Origin of the sequence: Nitrosarchaeum sp. AC2 (assembly GCF_013407385.1) — an archaeon.
Classification (GTDB): domain Archaea; phylum Thermoproteota; class Nitrososphaeria; order Nitrososphaerales; family Nitrosopumilaceae; genus Nitrosarchaeum; species Nitrosarchaeum koreense.
The window spans coordinates 898,905-916,722 of sequence record NZ_CP030847.1 but is presented as its reverse complement, the minus strand read 5'-3'; the positions used below and the strand labels follow the sequence as shown (position 1 = coordinate 916,722).

Here is a 17,818-nt window from a genome sequence, read left to right as displayed (position 1 = left end):
ATTTGGTCTGATTTATTTTTGCTAAACATATTTAATGTCAAATTAAAAATTGTAAAACATGGGATTTTTCAGAAAAGAAAAAGTCATACTTGACACAAAGTGCAGAGAATGTAGCATGGAGTTCTCTGACACTGAAAGAATGCTGCGCCACATGATAAAGGCCCATACAAAGAAAAAACCAAGTTGCAACTGCTGACAAAGTATTAAACGGCATCTTTTCGTATCTTATACATGAGTGAACAAGAAAAAATTATGGATAATCTACTAAACGTAGATCTTGAGATAATTGATTGCGTTAGGGCACTTCAAGAAGCTAACTGGGATTCAGGTAGTCTGAAACAACAAGTCGGTGATTTACTAAAACTCCGTGATGATATGGTTGAAAAATTAATGTCATTAAAAGGCGATGATCACGAATGTGGTTGTGGTCATCAACACGAATAATTGTAAATCTCTAATTCTTATTTTTTAAATGACTGGAGTGATCCTCTACTAAATAATCACTGCTTGGACTAAAAAGTAGCTGTTCTTTCGAACATTCTCCAGTCAAGAGTAATTGGAATTTCTCACTTATTATAATGATTCCTCTGAATTATCAAAAAAGTTCTCTGGAAACATGTCTCTTATTTTTGCTCTCTCGTCTTCATATCTTTTTATTTTGTCCTTGTCTGATTCAGAGTCTAGCTCCTCAATCTTTTTTGTGAGCGTTTTGTACAAAATAAGATACTCTGGAAATTTTTTTGGGAGTTCTGTCATTTTAAATGGATTAAATAATGATGAATGCCGGTAATATTTATGAAATTTTTGATGTTGTTTTTGTTCATGTTTTCGTTTACCGGGCTTGCCTTTGCAGAAAATGACGTCCGCACCTTGATAGTTGGAAACCAAATCATGATTACTACCGACGTTACAAACAGCCTCAACACACAGCAGCCATTTGTGTACATCACTCAGGTAAAAAATTCAGATAACACTGTAGTGTCTTTGTCTTGGCTTACTGGTTCGCTTTCACCTCGCCAGTCGTTTTCGCCTGCACAATCTTGGACATCAACTGAAATAGGCATGTATACAATTGAGGTCTTTGTCTGGAAGAGCATCGATAATCCTGAAGCGTTGTCATCTCCATTGTTTATGAAAGTAAATGTCGTTGATCCAAAGACATGATCAAACTGTAAATGGCTTTTGATGAAACTTGATGCAGATGGTGTTGATGCCATCTATTATTTCTGCAATCTTTGGATACTCTGACTGTTTTTCTGAAATGTCATTTTTGATAATCCTCATGTAATGGATGATTTTTTTTACTTGCTTGTTTTTCTGATTCTTTGATATTGGCGCAGTTGACAAGTCCTTTAGGTTTGCAGAGATGTCGCACAGCTTGATTAATTTTGCATCAATTGATGCATTTTTTAATTGCGTGACATACTGCTGCTCAATGTCTTTTTTTGCAACGCTCTTGTCTTTTGATAAAGATAGAATAATCACTGCAATTTCACGTCCAAACTTTTCATTTATCTGATCAAATGTCACATCAGTATATTCTATGATGTCATGCATCCATGCCGCTGCAAGTACATTTTTGTCAGTGACTCCCAGATTTTTTAGTCTGTTTACAACTCCTTCCAAGTGATCAGAGTATGGAGTGACTCCGTCTTTTCGTTTTTGATTTTTGTGTTTCTCATGTGCAAGTTTTTTTGCCTTTAGTACAATGTCTGCACTGTCTTCCATGCGGTTTTGGTTTTATCCTCCTGTATGTAGAGGTTTAACTTTGAAGATATGCTTAAGTTTGATATTTGTGCCTATTGTCTGTGAGTGACGCAAACTATCGAGCCACTTTGGTAATCCTAAATGATATCGAGTCACACGGACTGGTCCAGTTTAATGAGCAATATTGCGACGAGGAATTTTTTAAAAATTTTTTAGAGTTTGAAAAAGACTTTTCAAATTCGTTTCATAATGTGGCACGCAGCCTTGGTTCTCAAAACCAAGAGACGATGGTTTTTGCAATTTATTTAGAGATGTCTTTTATCATGACGCATCTTGATGTGATAAACAAGTTTCTCAAAATTGTTGTCAATCCTGCCAAACTAAAAGGCGGCTTTGATGAGAACACTTCGCTTTATCCGATGGTTACTAAAATTTGCAACAAGATGCAGTATTCTGAAAAGCTAAAAAATTCTATACGTGGAATGTTTCTGCTTGGATTTAGAAACGCAATAACTACTCAACAGTACAGAATCTATCAGAATGATGACCTTGTAATTTTCCCAAATGACGAGAACTTGAAAAAACATTTTAGCATAAAGGATCTTACCGATTATTCCTTGCAGGTAATGAATATGCTTGAGGCAATGATTGACTGGTCAAATGGCGGAAAAAAATCTGTTGATAATTCCACTAACGCTCTTTATTCATTGGTAGATGATATGAAAAGACAAGTTGAATTATTGGATAAAAAACTAGACAGATTATACTAATTTTTCCAAAACGGATGTGATATTTCTCAAAAAATTCCACTGTTCTTAAGTTTCAAGTTTGTGTAAGTAAATTGTCCTAATTCGTATGGCTCGTTGCAACAGGGGATGTTTCGACGAGACTTTCTTTTCTAAATCATTACTTCCTAAATCCTCAAGTTTTTAGAATATCTGAATAATATTCAAAAGAATTCTATATTTCAAACCCACCTTCTTTAGGATTCTAAACCTCTTTTTATGGATAATTTCTACGCCTTTGTTAAATACAAAATTTACATAATCGGTTTATGCTTAGATTAAAAAATAAAAAAAGCATAATCAAAATAATTCAAAGTAAATGGAATCAATTAGAGAATCCTGAAGAAGAATGGATATAACTAGAGAATAATCCAGATTGAAATCATATTCTAATCTCTTCTCATAAATCCATTTTACAAATCTCATTCAAAGATATGACTAATACAAATTAGAATTTCCGATCTTCTTCGTAAATCTTAATAATTTTTTCACGAGCTTTTTCAGATACTTCTAAAAATATATCTGATGCAAAAACTCTCTTCTTATTTTTTTCTTTTTCATACCAGTGATTAATTCCCTCTACAGTTTTTCTGCGAATATTACTTGTTGCTTCTACTAGTCTTATCTGAAAATTAGCAATTTTCATATCTATATCTAAAACAAGTTTTTCAATTATGATTTTTTCCTGAAATGATTCTACCTTATCTATCTGTTTTCGCAGTCTAGTTCTTTGCAATTCTAATCTTTCAACTTGATTTATAACATAAATTGCTGGATCTAAATGCCTCCATTTATTGGAAATATTTGCATACCAATACATAATATCTCGATTTATCGTACCACGATTTACCTTCAAAAAATCCGCTATCTTCCTAGCAGAATAACCATATTCAAAATGTAATCTATACACTTCATCAAGACGTTTTCTTTTCTCACTTTTTGTGTATGGTCCACCATTCTTTTCATGAGATAGTTCCATTATCTTATTACGTCATTTTCTAATATACTAGATAATGGATTGCTGATAGCTGACCTCAGGTCAACATAGAATCTAAATTAATTAAAACCAAAAATGGCATAGTTTGGCATAGTTGTTTGAACTTATTTTTTATTAAATCATAAACGCTTCATAATTCGGCAAACTCATCAGACATCAGACATAGCTTTCTTAATCATCAGCAATTGATTATCTTACTTCAGTGATATATTGGTATTTTTGCTGCAAAGCATAACTTTTTGATATCCAAAAAACCATTCCCACTTTATGGCTAACATGGATAAACTGTACAGAAGCATTGCAGCCAAAATAATCCAAAGATGCCATGGCAGCATCAAAATTACAAAGCACGGAAAAATCATCGAAGTCTATGATGTAAACAGACACATCTGGAGCAAGGGACTGGCAGGACTAATCATCAAAGAGGAATGCAAAAACGCAGATCTCAAGGAATGGGAGTTTGCACATGTCAGAACCTATGTCATTCAACAATTACTAGAATAATCTAGTATGTTACTTTGCGAATCAGATGCGGCTCTTTTAGCATAACCTGATAGTCTTTGGCAGCTGACAGTTCAACTTCTTTGAGATTGTGATTTGTAATTACTGTTAATGCCTCACATCTTGAACACAGTATTGTCTGGCCGTCTGATCTTCGCTCAAAGACAATATTTTTTTCCAGTTTGTCGTCTTTTTGGCACCTTGGACAGAGCTTTGGCTCTTTTAAAATCGTGATTATCTCTTTTATGTAGATAGTTCTTGGCACAAGTCATTTTGTTATCCTCTGACAGAAAAGAGTTTGGATTATGTCAATTGGCATCCAGCAATTCTGGTCCAAATAAAACCGTTCTAAAATTATTTGAACTAAAACCGTTGAGTATTCGATATATTTCTCAATCTAGCCAATCAACAATGATTTTTACATCCTCGTTGAAATATGTCTTTGGGCATTTCAATTATATTGATTTAAAAATTAGTTTATCTATTAGATATAGATATGACTGAAGACATTTGTGATTTTTGCAAAGGCTTAGGCTCAATATCTTCACATGATTGCGTTTATTGCAATGGCACTGGGGAATGGAACCAGGCAGCACAAGCATATGTCAAAAACCACATCTGCCAATGCATTGTACTTGACAGAAAATTTTGCCCGGTTTGCAACAAGGCATGTCATCATGATACTTCGTTGAATCCAAAACAGAGAATCGATCCCGGTTATGGCGGTTCATCAATTCCAGAAATTACTGTAATTGCTTAGGTAACTATCTCATCTAGACGGCTTTCTTCTTGGGCCTGTCTTATTTCCATGGCAATTCTTTTGCCAATTCCAAATGTTTTTCCGTACTGATATTTTGTGTACGGGCTAGTAGTTGCAACAATCGGATTTCCAGGGACCCGCAGTGACACATCATACACTACAAGCTCCAAATCTTTTGTAATTACACTCTGCAATGAAAATGGCCCAATGATCCCAGGAGCATATTCCTTTTTGACTGCAGCTACAAACTTGTCGCCCATCTTGATTACTTTTTCAAGCAATGATTCCCTGATGCTAGCTGGCGTGTGACCTACCTCGATGTTTTGCAAGTCAATGTTGATGTCTAGCTGCTGTTTTGCAGGAAGTGCATTAAAGTCATGGACGTTTGTCTGCAGTCTTCGCTCAATTCCAATAAAATCAACCTGTTTTGATATTGGTGTGTGAAAGAAATTAAAATTCATGTATGTGCCAATTGCAAGTTCCTCGATGCTTGCTTGTTCTAGGCCCTTTCTTGAAATTAGTCCCTGTTTTATTTTAGCTTCTGATTTTTCTTTATAGTCTTTGTATGATGATACTGTGAAAAATGCCCGCTCTAGCGGTCTCTTTAATTCCTGAACCTTTACAATACATGGTTTGTTGATGTTTTTGGGTCTTTGAATAACTTTGGAAATTTTATTCTTGCCTTCTCTAGTAAAAAGTACTGGTTTCTTTTTGCTGTTCTCTCTTCTGCCTGGAATAGTTTTCTGTTTCCAAATATTGGAACCTTAAATGAATTTTCCAAGGTTTTGTATCCAAGGTATACAGTCAGTGATCTGTGGGGAACTATTATGACATTAGAGTCACGCATGGCTTTTTGATTTTTTGCAGATGCCATGTCCTTGAATTTATTTAACACAACAATCTCATCTGCTATTCTTCCAAATCTCTGGTATGGTCCTTCTCTTCCTTTTTGGCAGTAAACTAGTGTCTGAAAGTTTTCATCTTTTGCTCCGTCCATTACCTCAAGTGCAGAGTGACTTCCCATAACGCCAATCTTTACATCAGAATATCCGTTTACAATTTTTTTAATCTCAGAAGAACTAATCATATGATAACTAGAATACGGGAACTAATATAGCTAATTTTCAAAAATCAGCCTCAAAAAAGAGCATCGAATTTTTACATTTGGAATTTTAATTAATGATAAGTTTGAAAAATCAAATTATGAAAGTAGTGGTAAAATTACAATAGTCATTATAGAGTAGGTTGCAGCCACACCCATTACAAAATAAGACCATGTTGGTCTGATGCGTATTTTTTTAAGTACGGTCAGAACGAAAATACTCACAGAAACAATAGATGTATTTTTTGCTACCAAATTTAAAAAATCTTTTAGTTCATCTGTCTTGTTCTTGAGTATTATCTCAAAATTACTTGCCCCAAACGCCAATAATATTCCTAGAATTATTCCTAAAACCAATAACATGATCTTGGTTGGATTAATCATATGCAGGCAGTTGAATTTACTTCACTCATATTAATCCATTATTGAAAATCGAAATTGTATTTATTAGAATGAGATATAGTTAAAACTCATGACAAAAGATTTGAATAAAACCACAACATTTGATGTCAAAAAAAGAATCAACAGGTTAAACTTTGATCAAAAAACAAATTATCTTCTCCTTCACTTTACAAGAGTAAGATAGAATGGAAAAAATACCGCAAAATGAAAGGGCGCTAATTCTTCAGGGAGGTGGTTCCCTTGGAGCATATGAAGCAGGGTGTTATGATGCAGGTTACAAGTTCCTAAAACACAGAAACACACTAGAAGATCAAAAGAGACCCATGTTTGACATAATTGCAGGCACATCTATTGGTGCAATAAATTCTGCAATAATTACAAGTTATGTGGTAGAAAACAAGACGTGGGAAGGTTCTGCAGAACGGTTAATTGATTTTGGAATTATATTTCAACAGAATCATTTTTAGATAAAATTCCAAATTATATGACACAATGGTGGGATAATTATAGAAAGTTTTTCACAAATCTTGCAGATGCCGAAACTACTAGGAGATATTATTCTTCAAAAGAATTTACTGCTACTGGAGTCTCCAAAGTATTCTCACACCCTCAGATGGTTGCTGACAATAGATTCTTTGATATGTTTAACGTGTGGTACAGATATGATTCCAAACCACTAAAAGAAAGCCTAGAAAAATTTGCTAAATTTCCTATTGCCACTAGTCGTGAAGATAATCAACCAAGACTATTACTTGTCGCTACTGACGTAGGAGAAGGCATGCCTGTTGTGTTTGATAGCTATGAAAAAGAGGATGGTGGAAGACATAGTGGTTATGGAAAATTAATTGTAGATGAAAATAACAAAAAGAATTCAATAATAGGATTTGAACATGTCATAAGATATGATGATGGAATAACTGCAGATCAGGTCATTGCAAGTGCATCAGTACCAGTTAACTATGATTATGTCAAGATGGATGCAGAACGTTATGACTCAAATACAAAGAGATATGAAAAAGAAGAACGTTTTTTCTGGGATGGTGGAATTCTAATCAATACACCATTAATGCAGGTGATTATAGCTCAAAGACAATATTGGTATTATGGTAAGGGAGTAAAGGGCATCCTGCCAAAACTTGATGTAGTTCAAATAAATTTGAACCCTGCACGAGTTAACACGGTTCCTTTTGATTATGATGGTGTAAAAAATAGGGTTTCAGATATTGTTTTTGCAGATAGAACAAAGAACGACGAAACGATATTGCTGTTTCTTCAATCATTTCAGGAGATGACAAAAAAATTAATCAATATGTCAATTGAACAGGGAATAAAACAAGAAGTGATTGATAAAATGCTTGATGCACCACTACCTATGCAACACCGCTTTGTTGGTGCAATGGCAACAAAATATCGTGATTTTGTAGAAGGTGAACTAAACATAGGTGAAATCATAAGAATTGAAAGAGAACATGATGACTATGCGGTTTCAAACAAGGTTTTTGATTTTACTTCAAACACAATAAAACGCCTCATACAAAACGGTTATGATGATATGTTTGATTATCTTAAAACACGCTTTAGTTCAGAATATCTAAAAAAGATTGGCATGTTGACTACCATTTGAGATGTTAAATTAACCAATCACAAGATTTTTCTTAATACACATCACAATACTGGTATGTTTTATTCCATTGAATTGCAGATGGCCGGAGTTATCTTGCTTACTGCCATGGCAGTCGGTGGAATCTCCTTGTGGATTAAGCGAAGACGAGAAAAGCAAAAACTAGATGCTGCAGATGAGGCACAAACTAGCTAGTGCTAAAATCATCATATCATCTAATAGATAAAATACCATGAATGATTAGATAGTTTACAATGAAGTTGATAGTTGGCATTACTGGCAGTACTGGTGTAATCTATGGCGTTCGCTTGTTAGAGGTCTTAAAGAAACTGGGAGTTGAGACTCACCTGATAATGTCAGAGTGGGCAATCAAGTGTCTTGCAATGGAGACAGAATTTCAAATAGGCTATGTAAAGTCACTTGCAACCACAACTTCTGATGAATCAAATATGGCAGCAAGCGTTTCAAGTGGAACTCACAAGGTTGATGGAATGATTGTCGCGCCATGCAGCATGAAAACATTATCTGCAATTGCAAATGGATACGATGACACTTTGGTGGCACGAGCAGCAGGTGTGACAATTAAGGAATCTAGAAAATTAATTTTAATGGTTCGAGAAACTCCCCTTTCTGCAATCCATCTTGAAAACATGTTAAAATTATCAAGACTTGGAATTGTAATACTGCCACCCGTTACAGAATTTTATACAAAACCAAAAACAATCGATGATATTGTAAATCACGGAGTTGGAAAATGCTTGGACCAGTTTGATCTGGAGCACGGTTTATACCCTCGTGGGGTACTTTCAAATTATAATTGGCTAGAGTTGTTTTTGAAAAGATCATAAAGGCTGACCGAAAAAAAGTTTTTGAAATTACTACAAACTATGAAAATTTCCAAAAAATTCTTCCACAATACTATCCCTCAACTAGAACCATTTCGGTTAGGGGAAATAACTCGCTTGTAGAGGAGCACTTGATGCTAGGAGGACAGGAATTTATAATCATGGCAAAGCATGTAACTGACGAACCTGTCTTGCACGAACTATTCATTGTTGGCGGGGATGCAAAGGGTACTCGTATCACAACAAGATACGAGCAGCTTCCAAACGGGACCAAAATGATTTTGGAGATTGATTGGAAGTTTAAAGGACTAAAGAAACTGGGTTTTGGCAAAGACAAGATTCCAAAGGAATATTCTAAAATGATTGATGAGTTTGCTTTGCTTGCAGAGGTCTAGTCGATTTTTTCTTTATTTTTAAAATCGTTGAGCTCTTTTTCGCCTTCTAATTTTCCTTTTTCAAATTCCCCTTTTGCTTTACCAAATGTTTTTGCTAATTCTGGGATCTTTTTTGCACCAAAAATTAATACTACTCCTAAAATTACTATGATGATTATCTCATATCCCATCGGTGGTGCCATCTGAGCTTTAATCTATGTTTTGAGATTTAAATCTTTTTTACTTTTTTTGCGCTCAATTACTGCCATTCCTCCAAAATACAATGCCATCATAGGCACTGCAATAAACCACATGGTTACACCACTTCCATCTGGAGTAACTATTGCCCCAAAAACCACAATTGCAAGTATTGCATATCTTACATTTTTTCTCCAAAACTTTGAATCAACAATTTCAGCCATTGTTAATGCATACATTATCAATGGGATCTGAAATGATATGCCAAATGCAAGCAAGTATTGCAAAACAAAAGTAATAAAGTCCATTATGTTAAGAAATGTAATCAGTCCTGATGCATCTCCGTATTTGTAGAGAAATTCCAACATGAATGGAATTACTAGGAAATATGAAAAGATACAACCGGTAATGAATAATCCTAAAGCTGGTAGTGCAACGCTTCGTGTTATTTTGATTTCTCGTTCTTTTAATGCTGGTTTGATAAATCCGACCGACTCTTTGATTATCATTGGCATTCCAACTACTATTGCTACAAGGGCCGCAACATAAATTTGAGCAAAAAATGCTTGTCCTGGTTCTGTTTGAATTAACTGTACTCCCTGTGGAACTAGATTATTTTTCATATGTGTTGTAATCTGTGCTGCGATATTGTTCACAGGATCAATTTCAGGATAATACAATTGAACTCCAGATATCTCGATAGGATACAAGTGACATGAAATTACAAATGCAAAAATAATTGTTAAAACAATAATTACTCGTACAAAACGTTTTCTTAACTCTTCTAGATGTTTATTGATATCTTCAATAGACGACATCTAAAATCAATCTATCTCAAACCGCTTTATCTATTTGCCTGGGATTGGAAGTAATTTTGCTTCAGGCAATCCTGCGTTTTTGAGCTCCTCTAAACTCAAATCTTGGAACTCTAAAGATATGATTGCTTTTGTCTTGAATTTCTGTTCCATGCTTTTTGCTAATGTTGCAATGTCTTTGCTGGAATAGATTTCCTTTGAATCTTTAAGAAATATTCTCTCGCCTTTTTCCATCTCTTTTCCTCCAAATTTTTCTTGCAGAAAACTGGTGATTGATGGCAGTTCCTTTCTTGGAATATTGTTGTGATAGTATGTGATTCCCTTAACTGATTCATAATCAAATGGCGTGCCGTTTCTATACATGAAAAGACCTATGAAAATTGCTTGTACTTCTGGTTCTCTTACACACTTTATCTCCCAGTTTAGTAATTTTGATTCATTATACACAAATTTCTCCATCTCATCTGCAGTTATCTTCCAATATCTTGATCTTGACAATCTGGGTATTCTTTTCTAATCTGATATAAATTTCAATGTTTGGCGATGTTTTTGCGTCGTTTAGTAATTACAACTTCTATGACTAGTCCTGCAACCACTACAATCAGAACTGCAACTACAGACCAAAGTATCTGAACTATTGGATCAAATGCTTGTGTCATTGGTGCAGTATCAATAATTGGTGAGGATTTCATCATTGTATCTGCAGATTCTCCTGACATTCTTGCCATCTCATCCACCGGCACTGATTTCATTGCTACGTCTGCAGACTCTTCTGGAATTGACTTGAGTGCCATCTCTGGAACATCTGGTGGCATTGGGGCATTTGCCGTCATGTCTCCATCTTGCATCACATTTCCTTTTTGAATTAGTTGAGATGAAAACCATGCAGCAATTGATGCGCCACCAAGTGTTGCTAGTCTGTGAATTCTGGTAAACGAATTAAACAGCGATTTGCTCTTTTTTGCAGGCTCTGACATCATTGCAGGCAAGATGACTATTGCAAGCTTGTCTACAGTGTAAAACTTCATGTCATGAGACTTTGTATTTTTTCCAATGTTGGTAATTTTTACTACTCCTGCATCTTGCATCTTTTTTAAATGATAAATTACAAGTGGCAATGAGATTTCGGTCTTTTGTGATATTTGATTTGCAGTTAGAGAATCATTAAATAAAATTTTTAAAATTGCTCTGCTTGAATCTGAGCTAAGTATCTCACCAATTGACTTTAGCTTTGAATCCTCAGTAGATAAAATTTCGACTCTGTCTGCAATGCCTATTGTATCTCCCTCAGTATCTTTTAGAGCATCTCCAATCTCGTCTTTCATTGAACCAATAAAATTTTGAATCTCTTAATAACGCTTGTCGTTAAATTGAAATTTAATCAAACCTTATCTACAAAATTATTCATTGTATAATCATGAAACATTCAAAACAAATCTTTACAGCCATGATTGCTGTACTGGTAGTCTCTGTAACTGTGGGTGCAATTTCACTGACCCCAAATGCAGTAGCTCAAGAAGAAGTCACTCCTTTTCCATCAAGGGAAAAAGTGATCTCAGTTACCGGTAATGCAATCTCAAGTGTAAAGCCAAACCTTGCAAACATTAGTTTTGGTGTTGAAATTCAAGAAAAAACTGCCAAAGATGCGCTGGCTTCAAATTCTGAATTGATGAACAAAGTGATTGCCGCAATAAAACAAGTAGGAATCACTGATTCGGAGATCAGTACATCACAGTTTAACATCTATCCTGTATACGATAGTTATCAGGACAAGGAGACTGGAAGATATACCCAAGAACTAATTGGATATAGAGTAAGCAACATTATCCATGTTGAAACTGAGAATCTTAACAGTTTAGCTGCTATAATTGACAGCGCAGTTGAGGCAGGTGTAAACAGAGTAGATAGCGTATACTTTTCACTATCTCCAGAACTTGCATCAAAACTCAAAGACGAACTTTTAGAAGAAGCAGTTCTCAATGCAAAGTCAAAAGCTGAAATGGCACTAGCCCCCCTCAATTACAAGATAATTGGAGTAAAGGCAGTCTCTCTTTCTGAATTTTCAATGCCATACCCAATGCCAATGTACGACATGGCATACAGTGAGGGAATTGCAAAATCCTCAGCCCCTACACCGATATTTTCATCTGACCAAGATGTCAATACAAGTGTAAACGTTGTCTTCCTAATTGGAAGCAACTAACTTTTTTTCTTTTTTAATCGTCTATGCTTCCGCCCTGTCCAAACAAGACGGCATGGTGTATGTACTTGTGATGTTTTCCATCTTTCTTAAAATCTCCACAAATCTATCTAGCCCTAATTCTGCATCATGTTCTATTTTGAGAAAAATATCATATTTGCCCCAAATGCCATTTACTTCCATTACTCCCTTTATGCTTCTCAGGTGAGTGATTACCTCCTTTTCATGTCCTGGGTTGCAAGTAAGTAAAATGTAAGTTTGCAATACTATGGTATTGTTGTCTTTATGATATAACCTATCTGTTATTTTTTAATTTGAGTATTGTTGATTTAGTTTCTCCAATCAGAACTGTCTTTACAGATTCTGAATGAAACCAACAAAGATTCTCATTTGATAAACATTGGTAGCACTTTACAATGGAATCAAGTGATCTTGATAGTTCCTTGTTTCTTAATGAGTCGTTTTCAAACGAATACTTCATTATTTAGTATAGTACGTATCGGCATTTAACTAGATGTCATTTTGTTTAGTCACATACGATTTTGAAAATTCCCAATTACGGGAATTTTTACATACGATCATTATTCATAAACCCTTAAGTTCATACACTTTTTTAAAAAACCATTGAAATCAGCCACAGTTATTGTGTATGTTCTTGGGGCAGTCGCTATTTTGGGAGTATTGGCAGGACTACATCAAATTGTCACATATCAAGCTGAAATCGCATTTGAGGATTTTGAGTCAAAACAAAAATTATCTGATATCAAAGAACAGCCAACCTCAAAACCAGTAATAGAAAACAAGACAGCTGCTGAAACGGAAAAATGATTCATTCTTGAAATCTTGTAGGAAGATAGATTAACCTCTTTTTGATTTTCCAACTTGTTGGCTGTCTTTAATGTTCATGTAACAATTGAAAACAAACCAGGCATTAGCGATCCTGAGGGTGAGACAATCCTAAATGATTTGGTACTAAAAGGCGGGGACTCTTCAATATCTAAAATAAAGACTGCAAAGATGCTAAAATTTACAATCAAAGAAAAAGACAAAAAATCTGCACAAGCAAAGGTGCAGAAAATATGTGATGAATTAAGAATCTACAATCCAATGGTAAGCAAAGTCACAATTGATGTCTTTGATGCATCCTAAACTGTTCTAGTTGTAAACAGCGATCAGCTAATTGTTGATTTTTGGGTTTTTTGACTAGACTCAAATTAAATATCTCTGTCGATAAATCAAAGTGTGAAGGTAGGGGTAATAGTTTTTCCAGGAAGCAACTGCGATCGTGACATGTATCATGTGCTAACTGACGTCTTTAATCTGGATGCCCAGTATTTTTGGCATGAAAAGGGACTGCCAAAAAATATTGATGCCGTGATTCTTCCGGGTGGATTTTCTTATGGTGATAGATTAAGGTCTGGGGCAATTGCAGCTCACAGTCCTATAATTAACGACGTGAGAAAGATGGCAGACAAAGGAATCCCTATTTTGGGCGTATGCAACGGATTCCAGATTCTAGTTGAGGCCGGTCTCCTTCCAGGTGCATTGCTCAAAAATACATCGTTGAATTTTATGTGCAACTGGACTAATTTGATAGTTGAGAACAACAAGACTCCTTTTACAAACAAATTAAAATTAAATCAAAAGATTCCTATCCCAATTGCAAATGGTGAGGGCAGGTACTATGTCGATAATGACACGCTAAAAAAATTAAAGAAAAATAATCAAATTGTTTTTAGATACGAGGAAGTGATAAACGGCTCCACTGATAGGATAGCCGGCGTCTGCAACGAGGATGGAAATGTTGTTGGAATGATGCCACATCCTGAAAGAGCAGCCGAGTCTGCAATTAACCCAATTGACAATAAACCGTCTTCTCTAATTTTTGAATCACTGATTAAAACAATTGGTGTTAAGAATTGAGTCTAGAGCCCCAAGAACTAGATGACCTTACATCAAAGATTGGACGAAAACCAACATCGACTGAATTACAAATTGTAGCTGCTGAATGGTCAGAGCATTGCTCGTACAAGTCATCAAAGAAACATCTCAAAATGTTGCCAATGAAAGGGCCTCTAGTAATTTCTGAAAAAGGATATGATTCTGGTGTGTTGGATGTTGGGGATGACTATGTAATTACAGCTCACATTGAAAGTCACAACCATCCGTCTGCAGTTGAACCATATGGTGGGGCCGCAACTGGTGTTGGCGGTGTTATCCGAGATATCTTGTCTGCGGGAACCCGACCAATTGCAATTTTTGATGGTCTGAGATTTGGAGACATTGAAAAAGACTTGCAAGCAAGATGGCTTTTTAAAAATGCGGTTACCGGAATTGCAGACTATGGGAACTGTTTGGGAATCCCGACAATTGGTGGTGAGGTTGAATTTGATGAATGCTATACAAATTATGCTCTGGTTGATGTTGCAGCAATTGGATTTGGCAAGAAAGCAAATCTGATAAAAAATCACGCAAAAAAAGGAGACATCGTCGTATTACTTGGCGGCTCTACTGGAAGGGACGGCATTGGTGGTTCCCAGTTTGCATCTGATTCATTAGAGTCTGAAAACAGATCAGCAGTACAAATCCCAGATCCATTCATTGAAAAATTAATCATTGAGGCAATTCTTGAGGCAAGAAATCAGAAACTGATTCATGCAATGAAGGACCTTGGCGGCGGCGGACTGTCCTGTGCTGTCTCTGAAACTGCCGATGCTCTTTCTATTGGAATTGAGATGGACGTAAACAAGGTTCACACTAGAGAATCTGACATGAACCCCGATGAAATAATGGTATCTGAATCTCAGGAGAGAATGCTAATTGTCACAAATAATGAGAAACTAAAAAAACTACAAGAAATCTGCAAAAAGTTCCGCATATCTTGTTCTGTTATTGGCCATGTTACTTTTGATAACATGATGCATGTAAAGCAAGGAAACAAGACATGTGCTAATCTTCCAACTGACGTTGTTGCAAACGCCAAACTTTTGGACAGACCATCAAAAAAACCCGTGTATCTGGAAAAAATAGAACAAGAAAAGAAACTCAAACCAATTTCTGATTATTCAAAAATGATGATGAAGTTTCTTGCAGCGCCAAACATTGCAAGCAAAATCTGGGTGTATGGCCAATATGATCATGAGGTAGGAATTAGAACAGTAGTAAAACCTGGCAAAGATGCATCTGTACTTCGATTAGATAATGGCAAATTTTTATCAGCAAAGATTGATGGCAATCCAAAACACTGCTACATCAATCCAAGGGAGGGCGCAATTGGGTGCTTTGAGGAAGCATGCAGAAATGTTGTCTGCACTGGCGCAAAACCGATTGGAATGCTTGATCATCTGCAGTTTGGAAATCCTGAAGACCCAGAAATCTTTTGGACGTTTTTAGAGTCGCTAAAAGGAATTACCGATTTTGCAAAATATTTTGAAATTCCATGTGTTGGCGGAAAGGTCAGTTTGTACAATGAGACTCCGACTGGCCCGATAAAACCAACCCCTATAATTGGAATCCTTGGATTGATTGACAAGGCACCATTGTTCTCTCATAAGATAGATGCCGGCGATACCCTTGTGATAATTGGTGACACAAAAGATGAGATGGGTGGCTCTGAATATTTTGAATACATCCACAAGTTTGTTGGCGGAAAATGTCCTGTTGTAAATTTTGCAGAATCAAAATCCCACATGAATACAGTATTGGATGTGATTGGCAAAGGATTGGTAAAGGCAGCACATGATTGCTCTAAAGGAGGTCTGGCAGTTGCCGTTTCAGAGCTTTGCATGACATATCAAATTGGATGCAACATATCCCTTGAAAAAATCCCAGGTCCAAAACTTGAAGTTGACCGAACATTGTTTTCTGAAACTCATTCAAGATATCTGCTAGTTGTAGACAAGAAAAACCTCCCAAAATTAGATGAACTTCTCAAAAAGAGTAAAGTATCTTACAAAATGATTGGAACGTTTGGCGGTGAAAACATCAAACTAAACAAAGCAAACAAACCGATCATAGATCTAAGAGTTGATAAGGCTCAAAAAACTTGGTTTAATTCGTTAAGGGAGTTGGTAGTTCATGGTTAAGGAGAATTGTGGCGTAGTTGGAATTTTTAGTCTTAGTGGAACTAATGTCGTTCCAATGGCAATTGATGCACTAAGGGCTTTACAACATAGAGGACAAGAAGCTTGGGGTGTTGCAATCCCAAACAAAGAACCGCTAAAAAGATTGGGACTTGTTTCAGGGGCATCATCAGAGTTTAAGAAAATCTGCGAGGAATATGCATCACCTGCAGTAATCGGCCATGTCCGTTATTCCACAATGGGACGAAGTACTTTGGAAAATGCACAACCCCTCAAAGTAAAGGACCTATGCATTGCTCATAATGGAACGATTGCAAATGTACAGGAACTATCAAATCTGGTAGGCGGCTGTTCATTTACTCCGCAAAATGCCAGTGACACTCTGGTTGCAGCACAAAGGTTGGTGTCACTAATTTCTGAGAATGGTCAGATGGGAAAAGCATTATCTATTTTAAAAAATGAAATGGTTGGATCTTATTGTTTTACATTTATCTCAGATGATAATTCTGTATTTGCTGCAAGAGACCCAAAAGGATTCAGACCGATGGTTTTGGGTTATAAGGAATCAGATGACACATACATCGTGGCATCCGAATCATCTGCAGTTTCTGCAGTTGGCGCAAAACTGCAACGCGATGTAAAACCCGGCGAGCTTATCAAACTTAGCAAAAATGGATTGGAGACTGAAAGATTCTCAGAAGACACATCAAGGGCTCATTGCTCTTTTGAATTTACATATTTTGCACATCCCTCAAGTAACATGGAGGGCGCAAACATCTACATCTCAAGAAAAAACATTGGACGATTTTTGGCAAAAAAATTCCCAATCAGAGACGCAGACCTTGTAATTCCTGTTCCAGATTCTGCAAGGCCTGCAGCCTTGGGGTATGCACAAGAGTTGGGAATTACTTTTGATGAAGGGTTACTCAAAGACAGATACAGCAAGAAAGGACCACTGCGTAGTTTTATTGAGCCACACCAAAGCGACAGAATTGAAATCAATCGATGGATTATTCCAATCAAAGAAATCATTGCAGGAAAACATGTTGTAGTAATTGATGACAGCCTAGTTAGGGGAACTAGCTCAAAGGCGATTATCCAAGCATTAAGACGAGCAGGTGCAAAAAAAATCAGCATGGTGATCACATATCCTCCTATCAAATTCCCGTGTTATGCTGGAATTGACTTTCCTTCTCAAGATGAGTTGGCCACATTTTCTGATGGTAAGGTGATGAACGAAGCTGAATTAACTGAAATGGTAAGAAAGAGTATTGGCGCTGACTTTTTGGGGTATAATGATGCAGAAAATTTGGCAGCAGCCGTTGGAATTCCAAAGGATTCAATGTGTTTTACATGTTCGTCTGGAAACTATGATTCCCTAGGAATTACCCCAGAGTTTAAAACACGTCTTGAGATGAAGGGAGAATAA

The 17,818-nt window shown here is 36.1% G+C and carries 30 protein-coding genes; 17 read left to right on the top strand and 13 right to left on the bottom strand.

The window, feature by feature from the left end:
* Positions 1-58: 58 nt before the first annotated feature.
* Positions 59-196 carry a hypothetical protein gene (locus DSQ20_RS05430; RefSeq protein ID WP_179364877.1) on the top strand — a complete coding sequence of 46 codons (138 nt, stop codon included), beginning with the start codon at positions 59-61 and terminating at the stop codon, positions 194-196.
* Positions 197-231: 35 nt separating this feature from the next.
* Positions 232-444 (top strand): hypothetical protein, encoded by a 213-nt coding sequence (locus tag DSQ20_RS05425; protein WP_007550395.1) that lies wholly within the window; start codon positions 232-234, stop codon positions 442-444.
* A 129-nt stretch (positions 445-573) separates the two neighbouring features.
* Here DSQ20_RS05425 and DSQ20_RS05420 read toward each other — a convergent pair whose 3' ends face one another.
* On the bottom strand, positions 574-756 hold the full coding sequence (locus tag DSQ20_RS05420) for a hypothetical protein (protein WP_179364876.1): 183 nt from the start codon (positions 754-756) through the stop codon (positions 574-576).
* Positions 757-795: 39 nt separating this feature from the next.
* Between DSQ20_RS05420 and DSQ20_RS05415 the strand changes: the two genes are divergently transcribed.
* Entirely contained in the window at positions 796-1,164 is a 369-nt protein-coding gene (locus DSQ20_RS05415; RefSeq protein WP_179364875.1) for a hypothetical protein, read from the top strand.
* On the opposite strand, the gene DSQ20_RS05410 is transcribed toward DSQ20_RS05415, so the two are convergent.
* The gene (locus DSQ20_RS05410; protein WP_179364874.1) at positions 1,165-1,728 is read right to left on the bottom strand and encodes an HD domain-containing protein; all 564 of its coding nucleotides are present in this window, start codon (positions 1,726-1,728) and stop codon (positions 1,165-1,167) included.
* A gap of 80 nt (positions 1,729-1,808) precedes the next feature.
* Between DSQ20_RS05410 and DSQ20_RS05405 the strand changes: the two genes are divergently transcribed.
* Entirely contained in the window at positions 1,809-2,477 is a 669-nt protein-coding gene (locus tag DSQ20_RS05405) for a hypothetical protein (RefSeq protein ID WP_255458141.1), read from the top strand.
* Positions 2,478-2,940: 463 nt separating this feature from the next.
* On the opposite strand, the gene DSQ20_RS05400 is transcribed toward DSQ20_RS05405, so the two are convergent.
* Positions 2,941-3,471 carry a hypothetical protein gene (locus DSQ20_RS05400; RefSeq protein ID WP_179364872.1) on the bottom strand — a complete coding sequence of 177 codons (531 nt, stop codon included), beginning with the start codon at positions 3,469-3,471 and terminating at the stop codon, positions 2,941-2,943.
* Between the two features lie 285 nt (positions 3,472-3,756).
* On the opposite strand from DSQ20_RS05400, the gene DSQ20_RS05395 reads away from it, so the two are divergent.
* The gene (locus DSQ20_RS05395; RefSeq protein WP_179364871.1) at positions 3,757-3,993 is read left to right on the top strand and encodes a hypothetical protein; all 237 of its coding nucleotides are present in this window, start codon (positions 3,757-3,759) and stop codon (positions 3,991-3,993) included.
* Between the two features lies 1 nt (position 3,994).
* Here DSQ20_RS05395 and DSQ20_RS05390 read toward each other — a convergent pair whose 3' ends face one another.
* Positions 3,995-4,255 (bottom strand): hypothetical protein, encoded by a 261-nt coding sequence (locus tag DSQ20_RS05390; protein ID WP_179364870.1) that lies wholly within the window; start codon positions 4,253-4,255, stop codon positions 3,995-3,997.
* Positions 4,256-4,486: 231 nt separating this feature from the next.
* On the opposite strand from DSQ20_RS05390, the gene DSQ20_RS05385 reads away from it, so the two are divergent.
* Positions 4,487-4,750 carry a hypothetical protein gene (locus tag DSQ20_RS05385; protein WP_007550404.1) on the top strand — a complete coding sequence of 88 codons (264 nt, stop codon included), beginning with the start codon at positions 4,487-4,489 and terminating at the stop codon, positions 4,748-4,750.
* Here the strand turns inward: DSQ20_RS05385 and DSQ20_RS10720 are convergent.
* From DSQ20_RS10720 to DSQ20_RS05375, 3 genes are all read right to left on the bottom strand, one after another.
* Positions 4,747-5,268 (bottom strand): DUF1297 domain-containing protein, encoded by a 522-nt coding sequence (locus DSQ20_RS10720; protein ID WP_255458395.1) that lies wholly within the window; start codon positions 5,266-5,268, stop codon positions 4,747-4,749. The genes DSQ20_RS05385 and DSQ20_RS10720 overlap by 4 nt on opposite strands.
* 101 nt (positions 5,269-5,369) lie before the next feature.
* A complete protein-coding gene (locus tag DSQ20_RS10715; protein ID WP_255458140.1) occupies positions 5,370-5,837 on the bottom strand; it encodes a DUF1246 domain-containing protein in 468 nt (155 codons plus the stop codon).
* A gap of 114 nt (positions 5,838-5,951) precedes the next feature.
* On the bottom strand, positions 5,952-6,236 hold the full coding sequence (locus tag DSQ20_RS05375; protein ID WP_179364869.1) for a hypothetical protein: 285 nt from the start codon (positions 6,234-6,236) through the stop codon (positions 5,952-5,954).
* 203 nt (positions 6,237-6,439) lie between these two features.
* Here DSQ20_RS05375 and DSQ20_RS05370 point away from each other — a divergent pair, with 203 nt between their 5' ends.
* The 5 genes from DSQ20_RS05370 to DSQ20_RS05350 are packed head-to-tail and all read left to right on the top strand — an operon-like array spanning position 6,440 to position 9,115.
* On the top strand, positions 6,440-6,721 hold the full coding sequence (locus DSQ20_RS05370) for a patatin-like phospholipase family protein (protein ID WP_179364868.1): 282 nt from the start codon (positions 6,440-6,442) through the stop codon (positions 6,719-6,721).
* 17 nt (positions 6,722-6,738) lie between these two features.
* Positions 6,739-7,878 (top strand): patatin-like phospholipase family protein, encoded by a 1,140-nt coding sequence (locus DSQ20_RS05365; RefSeq protein WP_179364867.1) that lies wholly within the window; start codon positions 6,739-6,741, stop codon positions 7,876-7,878.
* Positions 7,879-7,932: 54 nt separating this feature from the next.
* Complete coding sequence (locus tag DSQ20_RS05360; protein WP_179364824.1) at positions 7,933-8,070, top strand: hypothetical protein; 138 nt, start codon at positions 7,933-7,935, stop codon at positions 8,068-8,070.
* 59 nt (positions 8,071-8,129) lie between these two features.
* Entirely contained in the window at positions 8,130-8,723 is a 594-nt protein-coding gene (locus DSQ20_RS05355) for a UbiX family flavin prenyltransferase (RefSeq protein ID WP_179364866.1), read from the top strand.
* Entirely contained in the window at positions 8,693-9,115 is a 423-nt protein-coding gene (locus DSQ20_RS05350) for an SRPBCC family protein (RefSeq protein WP_179364865.1), read from the top strand. Before DSQ20_RS05355 ends, DSQ20_RS05350 begins: the two co-directional genes overlap by 31 nt.
* Here the strand turns inward: DSQ20_RS05350 and DSQ20_RS05345 are convergent.
* The 4 genes from DSQ20_RS05345 to DSQ20_RS05330 are packed head-to-tail and all read right to left on the bottom strand — an operon-like array spanning position 9,112 to position 11,432.
* Positions 9,112-9,297, bottom strand: coding sequence for a twin-arginine translocase TatA/TatE family subunit (locus DSQ20_RS05345; RefSeq protein ID WP_179364864.1), 186 nt, complete (start codon positions 9,295-9,297; stop codon positions 9,112-9,114). The genes DSQ20_RS05350 and DSQ20_RS05345 overlap by 4 nt on opposite strands.
* A gap of 12 nt (positions 9,298-9,309) precedes the next feature.
* Positions 9,310-10,110 (bottom strand): twin-arginine translocase subunit TatC, encoded by an 801-nt coding sequence (tatC, locus tag DSQ20_RS05340; RefSeq protein ID WP_179364863.1) that lies wholly within the window; start codon positions 10,108-10,110, stop codon positions 9,310-9,312.
* A 30-nt stretch (positions 10,111-10,140) separates the two neighbouring features.
* On the bottom strand, positions 10,141-10,605 hold the full coding sequence (locus DSQ20_RS05335) for a hypothetical protein (RefSeq protein ID WP_179364862.1): 465 nt from the start codon (positions 10,603-10,605) through the stop codon (positions 10,141-10,143).
* A 32-nt stretch (positions 10,606-10,637) separates the two neighbouring features.
* Entirely contained in the window at positions 10,638-11,432 is a 795-nt protein-coding gene (locus tag DSQ20_RS05330) for a winged helix-turn-helix domain-containing protein (RefSeq protein WP_179364861.1), read from the bottom strand.
* 92 nt (positions 11,433-11,524) lie between these two features.
* On the opposite strand from DSQ20_RS05330, the gene DSQ20_RS05325 reads away from it, so the two are divergent.
* Positions 11,525-12,310 (top strand): SIMPL domain-containing protein, encoded by a 786-nt coding sequence (locus DSQ20_RS05325; protein WP_007550416.1) that lies wholly within the window; start codon positions 11,525-11,527, stop codon positions 12,308-12,310.
* A gap of 21 nt (positions 12,311-12,331) precedes the next feature.
* On the opposite strand, the gene DSQ20_RS05320 is transcribed toward DSQ20_RS05325, so the two are convergent.
* A complete protein-coding gene (locus tag DSQ20_RS05320) occupies positions 12,332-12,571 on the bottom strand; it encodes an Lrp/AsnC ligand binding domain-containing protein (protein WP_255458139.1) in 240 nt (79 codons plus the stop codon).
* A 31-nt stretch (positions 12,572-12,602) separates the two neighbouring features.
* Positions 12,603-12,788, bottom strand: a complete 186-nt coding sequence (locus tag DSQ20_RS05315) for a hypothetical protein (RefSeq protein ID WP_007550418.1) — start codon at positions 12,786-12,788, stop codon at positions 12,603-12,605.
* A 143-nt stretch (positions 12,789-12,931) separates the two neighbouring features.
* Here DSQ20_RS05315 and DSQ20_RS05310 point away from each other — a divergent pair, with 143 nt between their 5' ends.
* The 5 genes from DSQ20_RS05310 (at position 12,932) to DSQ20_RS05290 (ending at position 17,818) form a co-directional block, all read left to right on the top strand.
* Positions 12,932-13,135, top strand: a complete 204-nt coding sequence (locus DSQ20_RS05310) for a hypothetical protein (RefSeq protein WP_179364860.1) — start codon at positions 12,932-12,934, stop codon at positions 13,133-13,135.
* 57 nt (positions 13,136-13,192) lie between these two features.
* Positions 13,193-13,456, top strand: a complete 264-nt coding sequence (purS, locus tag DSQ20_RS05305; protein ID WP_007550422.1) for a phosphoribosylformylglycinamidine synthase subunit PurS — start codon at positions 13,193-13,195, stop codon at positions 13,454-13,456.
* A 93-nt stretch (positions 13,457-13,549) separates the two neighbouring features.
* On the top strand, positions 13,550-14,230 hold the full coding sequence (gene purQ, locus DSQ20_RS05300; RefSeq protein WP_179364859.1) for a phosphoribosylformylglycinamidine synthase subunit PurQ: 681 nt from the start codon (positions 13,550-13,552) through the stop codon (positions 14,228-14,230).
* Positions 14,227-16,392, top strand: a complete 2,166-nt coding sequence (purL, locus tag DSQ20_RS05295; RefSeq protein WP_179364858.1) for a phosphoribosylformylglycinamidine synthase subunit PurL — start codon at positions 14,227-14,229, stop codon at positions 16,390-16,392. The genes purQ and purL overlap by 4 nt, the downstream gene beginning before the upstream one ends.
* Positions 16,385-17,818 (top strand): amidophosphoribosyltransferase, encoded by a 1,434-nt coding sequence (locus tag DSQ20_RS05290; RefSeq protein WP_007550425.1) that lies wholly within the window; start codon positions 16,385-16,387, stop codon positions 17,816-17,818. The genes purL and DSQ20_RS05290 overlap by 8 nt, the downstream gene beginning before the upstream one ends.

Coding starts and splice junctions, on each gene's coding strand:
- DSQ20_RS05430 (WP_179364877.1), top strand. CDS start 59: ATGGGATTTTTCAGAAAAGAAAAAGTCATACTTGACACAAAGTGCAGA.
- DSQ20_RS05425 (WP_007550395.1), top strand. CDS start 232: ATGAGTGAACAAGAAAAAATTATGGATAATCTACTAAACGTAGATCTT.
- DSQ20_RS05420 (WP_179364876.1), bottom strand. CDS start 756: ATGACAGAACTCCCAAAAAAATTTCCAGAGTATCTTATTTTGTACAAA.
- DSQ20_RS05415 (WP_179364875.1), top strand. CDS start 796: ATGAAATTTTTGATGTTGTTTTTGTTCATGTTTTCGTTTACCGGGCTT.
- DSQ20_RS05410 (WP_179364874.1), bottom strand. CDS start 1,728: ATGGAAGACAGTGCAGACATTGTACTAAAGGCAAAAAAACTTGCACAT.
- DSQ20_RS05400 (WP_179364872.1), bottom strand. CDS start 3,471: ATGGAACTATCTCATGAAAAGAATGGTGGACCATACACAAAAAGTGAG.
- DSQ20_RS05395 (WP_179364871.1), top strand. CDS start 3,757: ATGGCTAACATGGATAAACTGTACAGAAGCATTGCAGCCAAAATAATC.
- DSQ20_RS05385 (WP_007550404.1), top strand. CDS start 4,487: ATGACTGAAGACATTTGTGATTTTTGCAAAGGCTTAGGCTCAATATCT.
- DSQ20_RS10715 (WP_255458140.1), bottom strand. CDS start 5,837: ATGATTAGTTCTTCTGAGATTAAAAAAATTGTAAACGGATATTCTGAT.
- DSQ20_RS05375 (WP_179364869.1), bottom strand. CDS start 6,236: ATGATTAATCCAACCAAGATCATGTTATTGGTTTTAGGAATAATTCTA.
- DSQ20_RS05370 (WP_179364868.1), top strand. CDS start 6,440: ATGGAAAAAATACCGCAAAATGAAAGGGCGCTAATTCTTCAGGGAGGT.
- DSQ20_RS05365 (WP_179364867.1), top strand. CDS start 6,739: ATGACACAATGGTGGGATAATTATAGAAAGTTTTTCACAAATCTTGCA.
- DSQ20_RS05360 (WP_179364824.1), top strand. CDS start 7,933: ATGTTTTATTCCATTGAATTGCAGATGGCCGGAGTTATCTTGCTTACT.
- DSQ20_RS05355 (WP_179364866.1), top strand. CDS start 8,130: ATGAAGTTGATAGTTGGCATTACTGGCAGTACTGGTGTAATCTATGGC.
- DSQ20_RS05345 (WP_179364864.1), bottom strand. CDS start 9,297: ATGGCACCACCGATGGGATATGAGATAATCATCATAGTAATTTTAGGA.
- tatC (WP_179364863.1), bottom strand. CDS start 10,110: ATGTCGTCTATTGAAGATATCAATAAACATCTAGAAGAGTTAAGAAAA.
- DSQ20_RS05330 (WP_179364861.1), bottom strand. CDS start 11,432: ATGAAAGACGAGATTGGAGATGCTCTAAAAGATACTGAGGGAGATACA.
- DSQ20_RS05325 (WP_007550416.1), top strand. CDS start 11,525: ATGAAACATTCAAAACAAATCTTTACAGCCATGATTGCTGTACTGGTA.
- DSQ20_RS05315 (WP_007550418.1), bottom strand. CDS start 12,788: ATGAAGTATTCGTTTGAAAACGACTCATTAAGAAACAAGGAACTATCA.
- DSQ20_RS05290 (WP_007550425.1), top strand. CDS start 16,385: ATGGTTAAGGAGAATTGTGGCGTAGTTGGAATTTTTAGTCTTAGTGGA.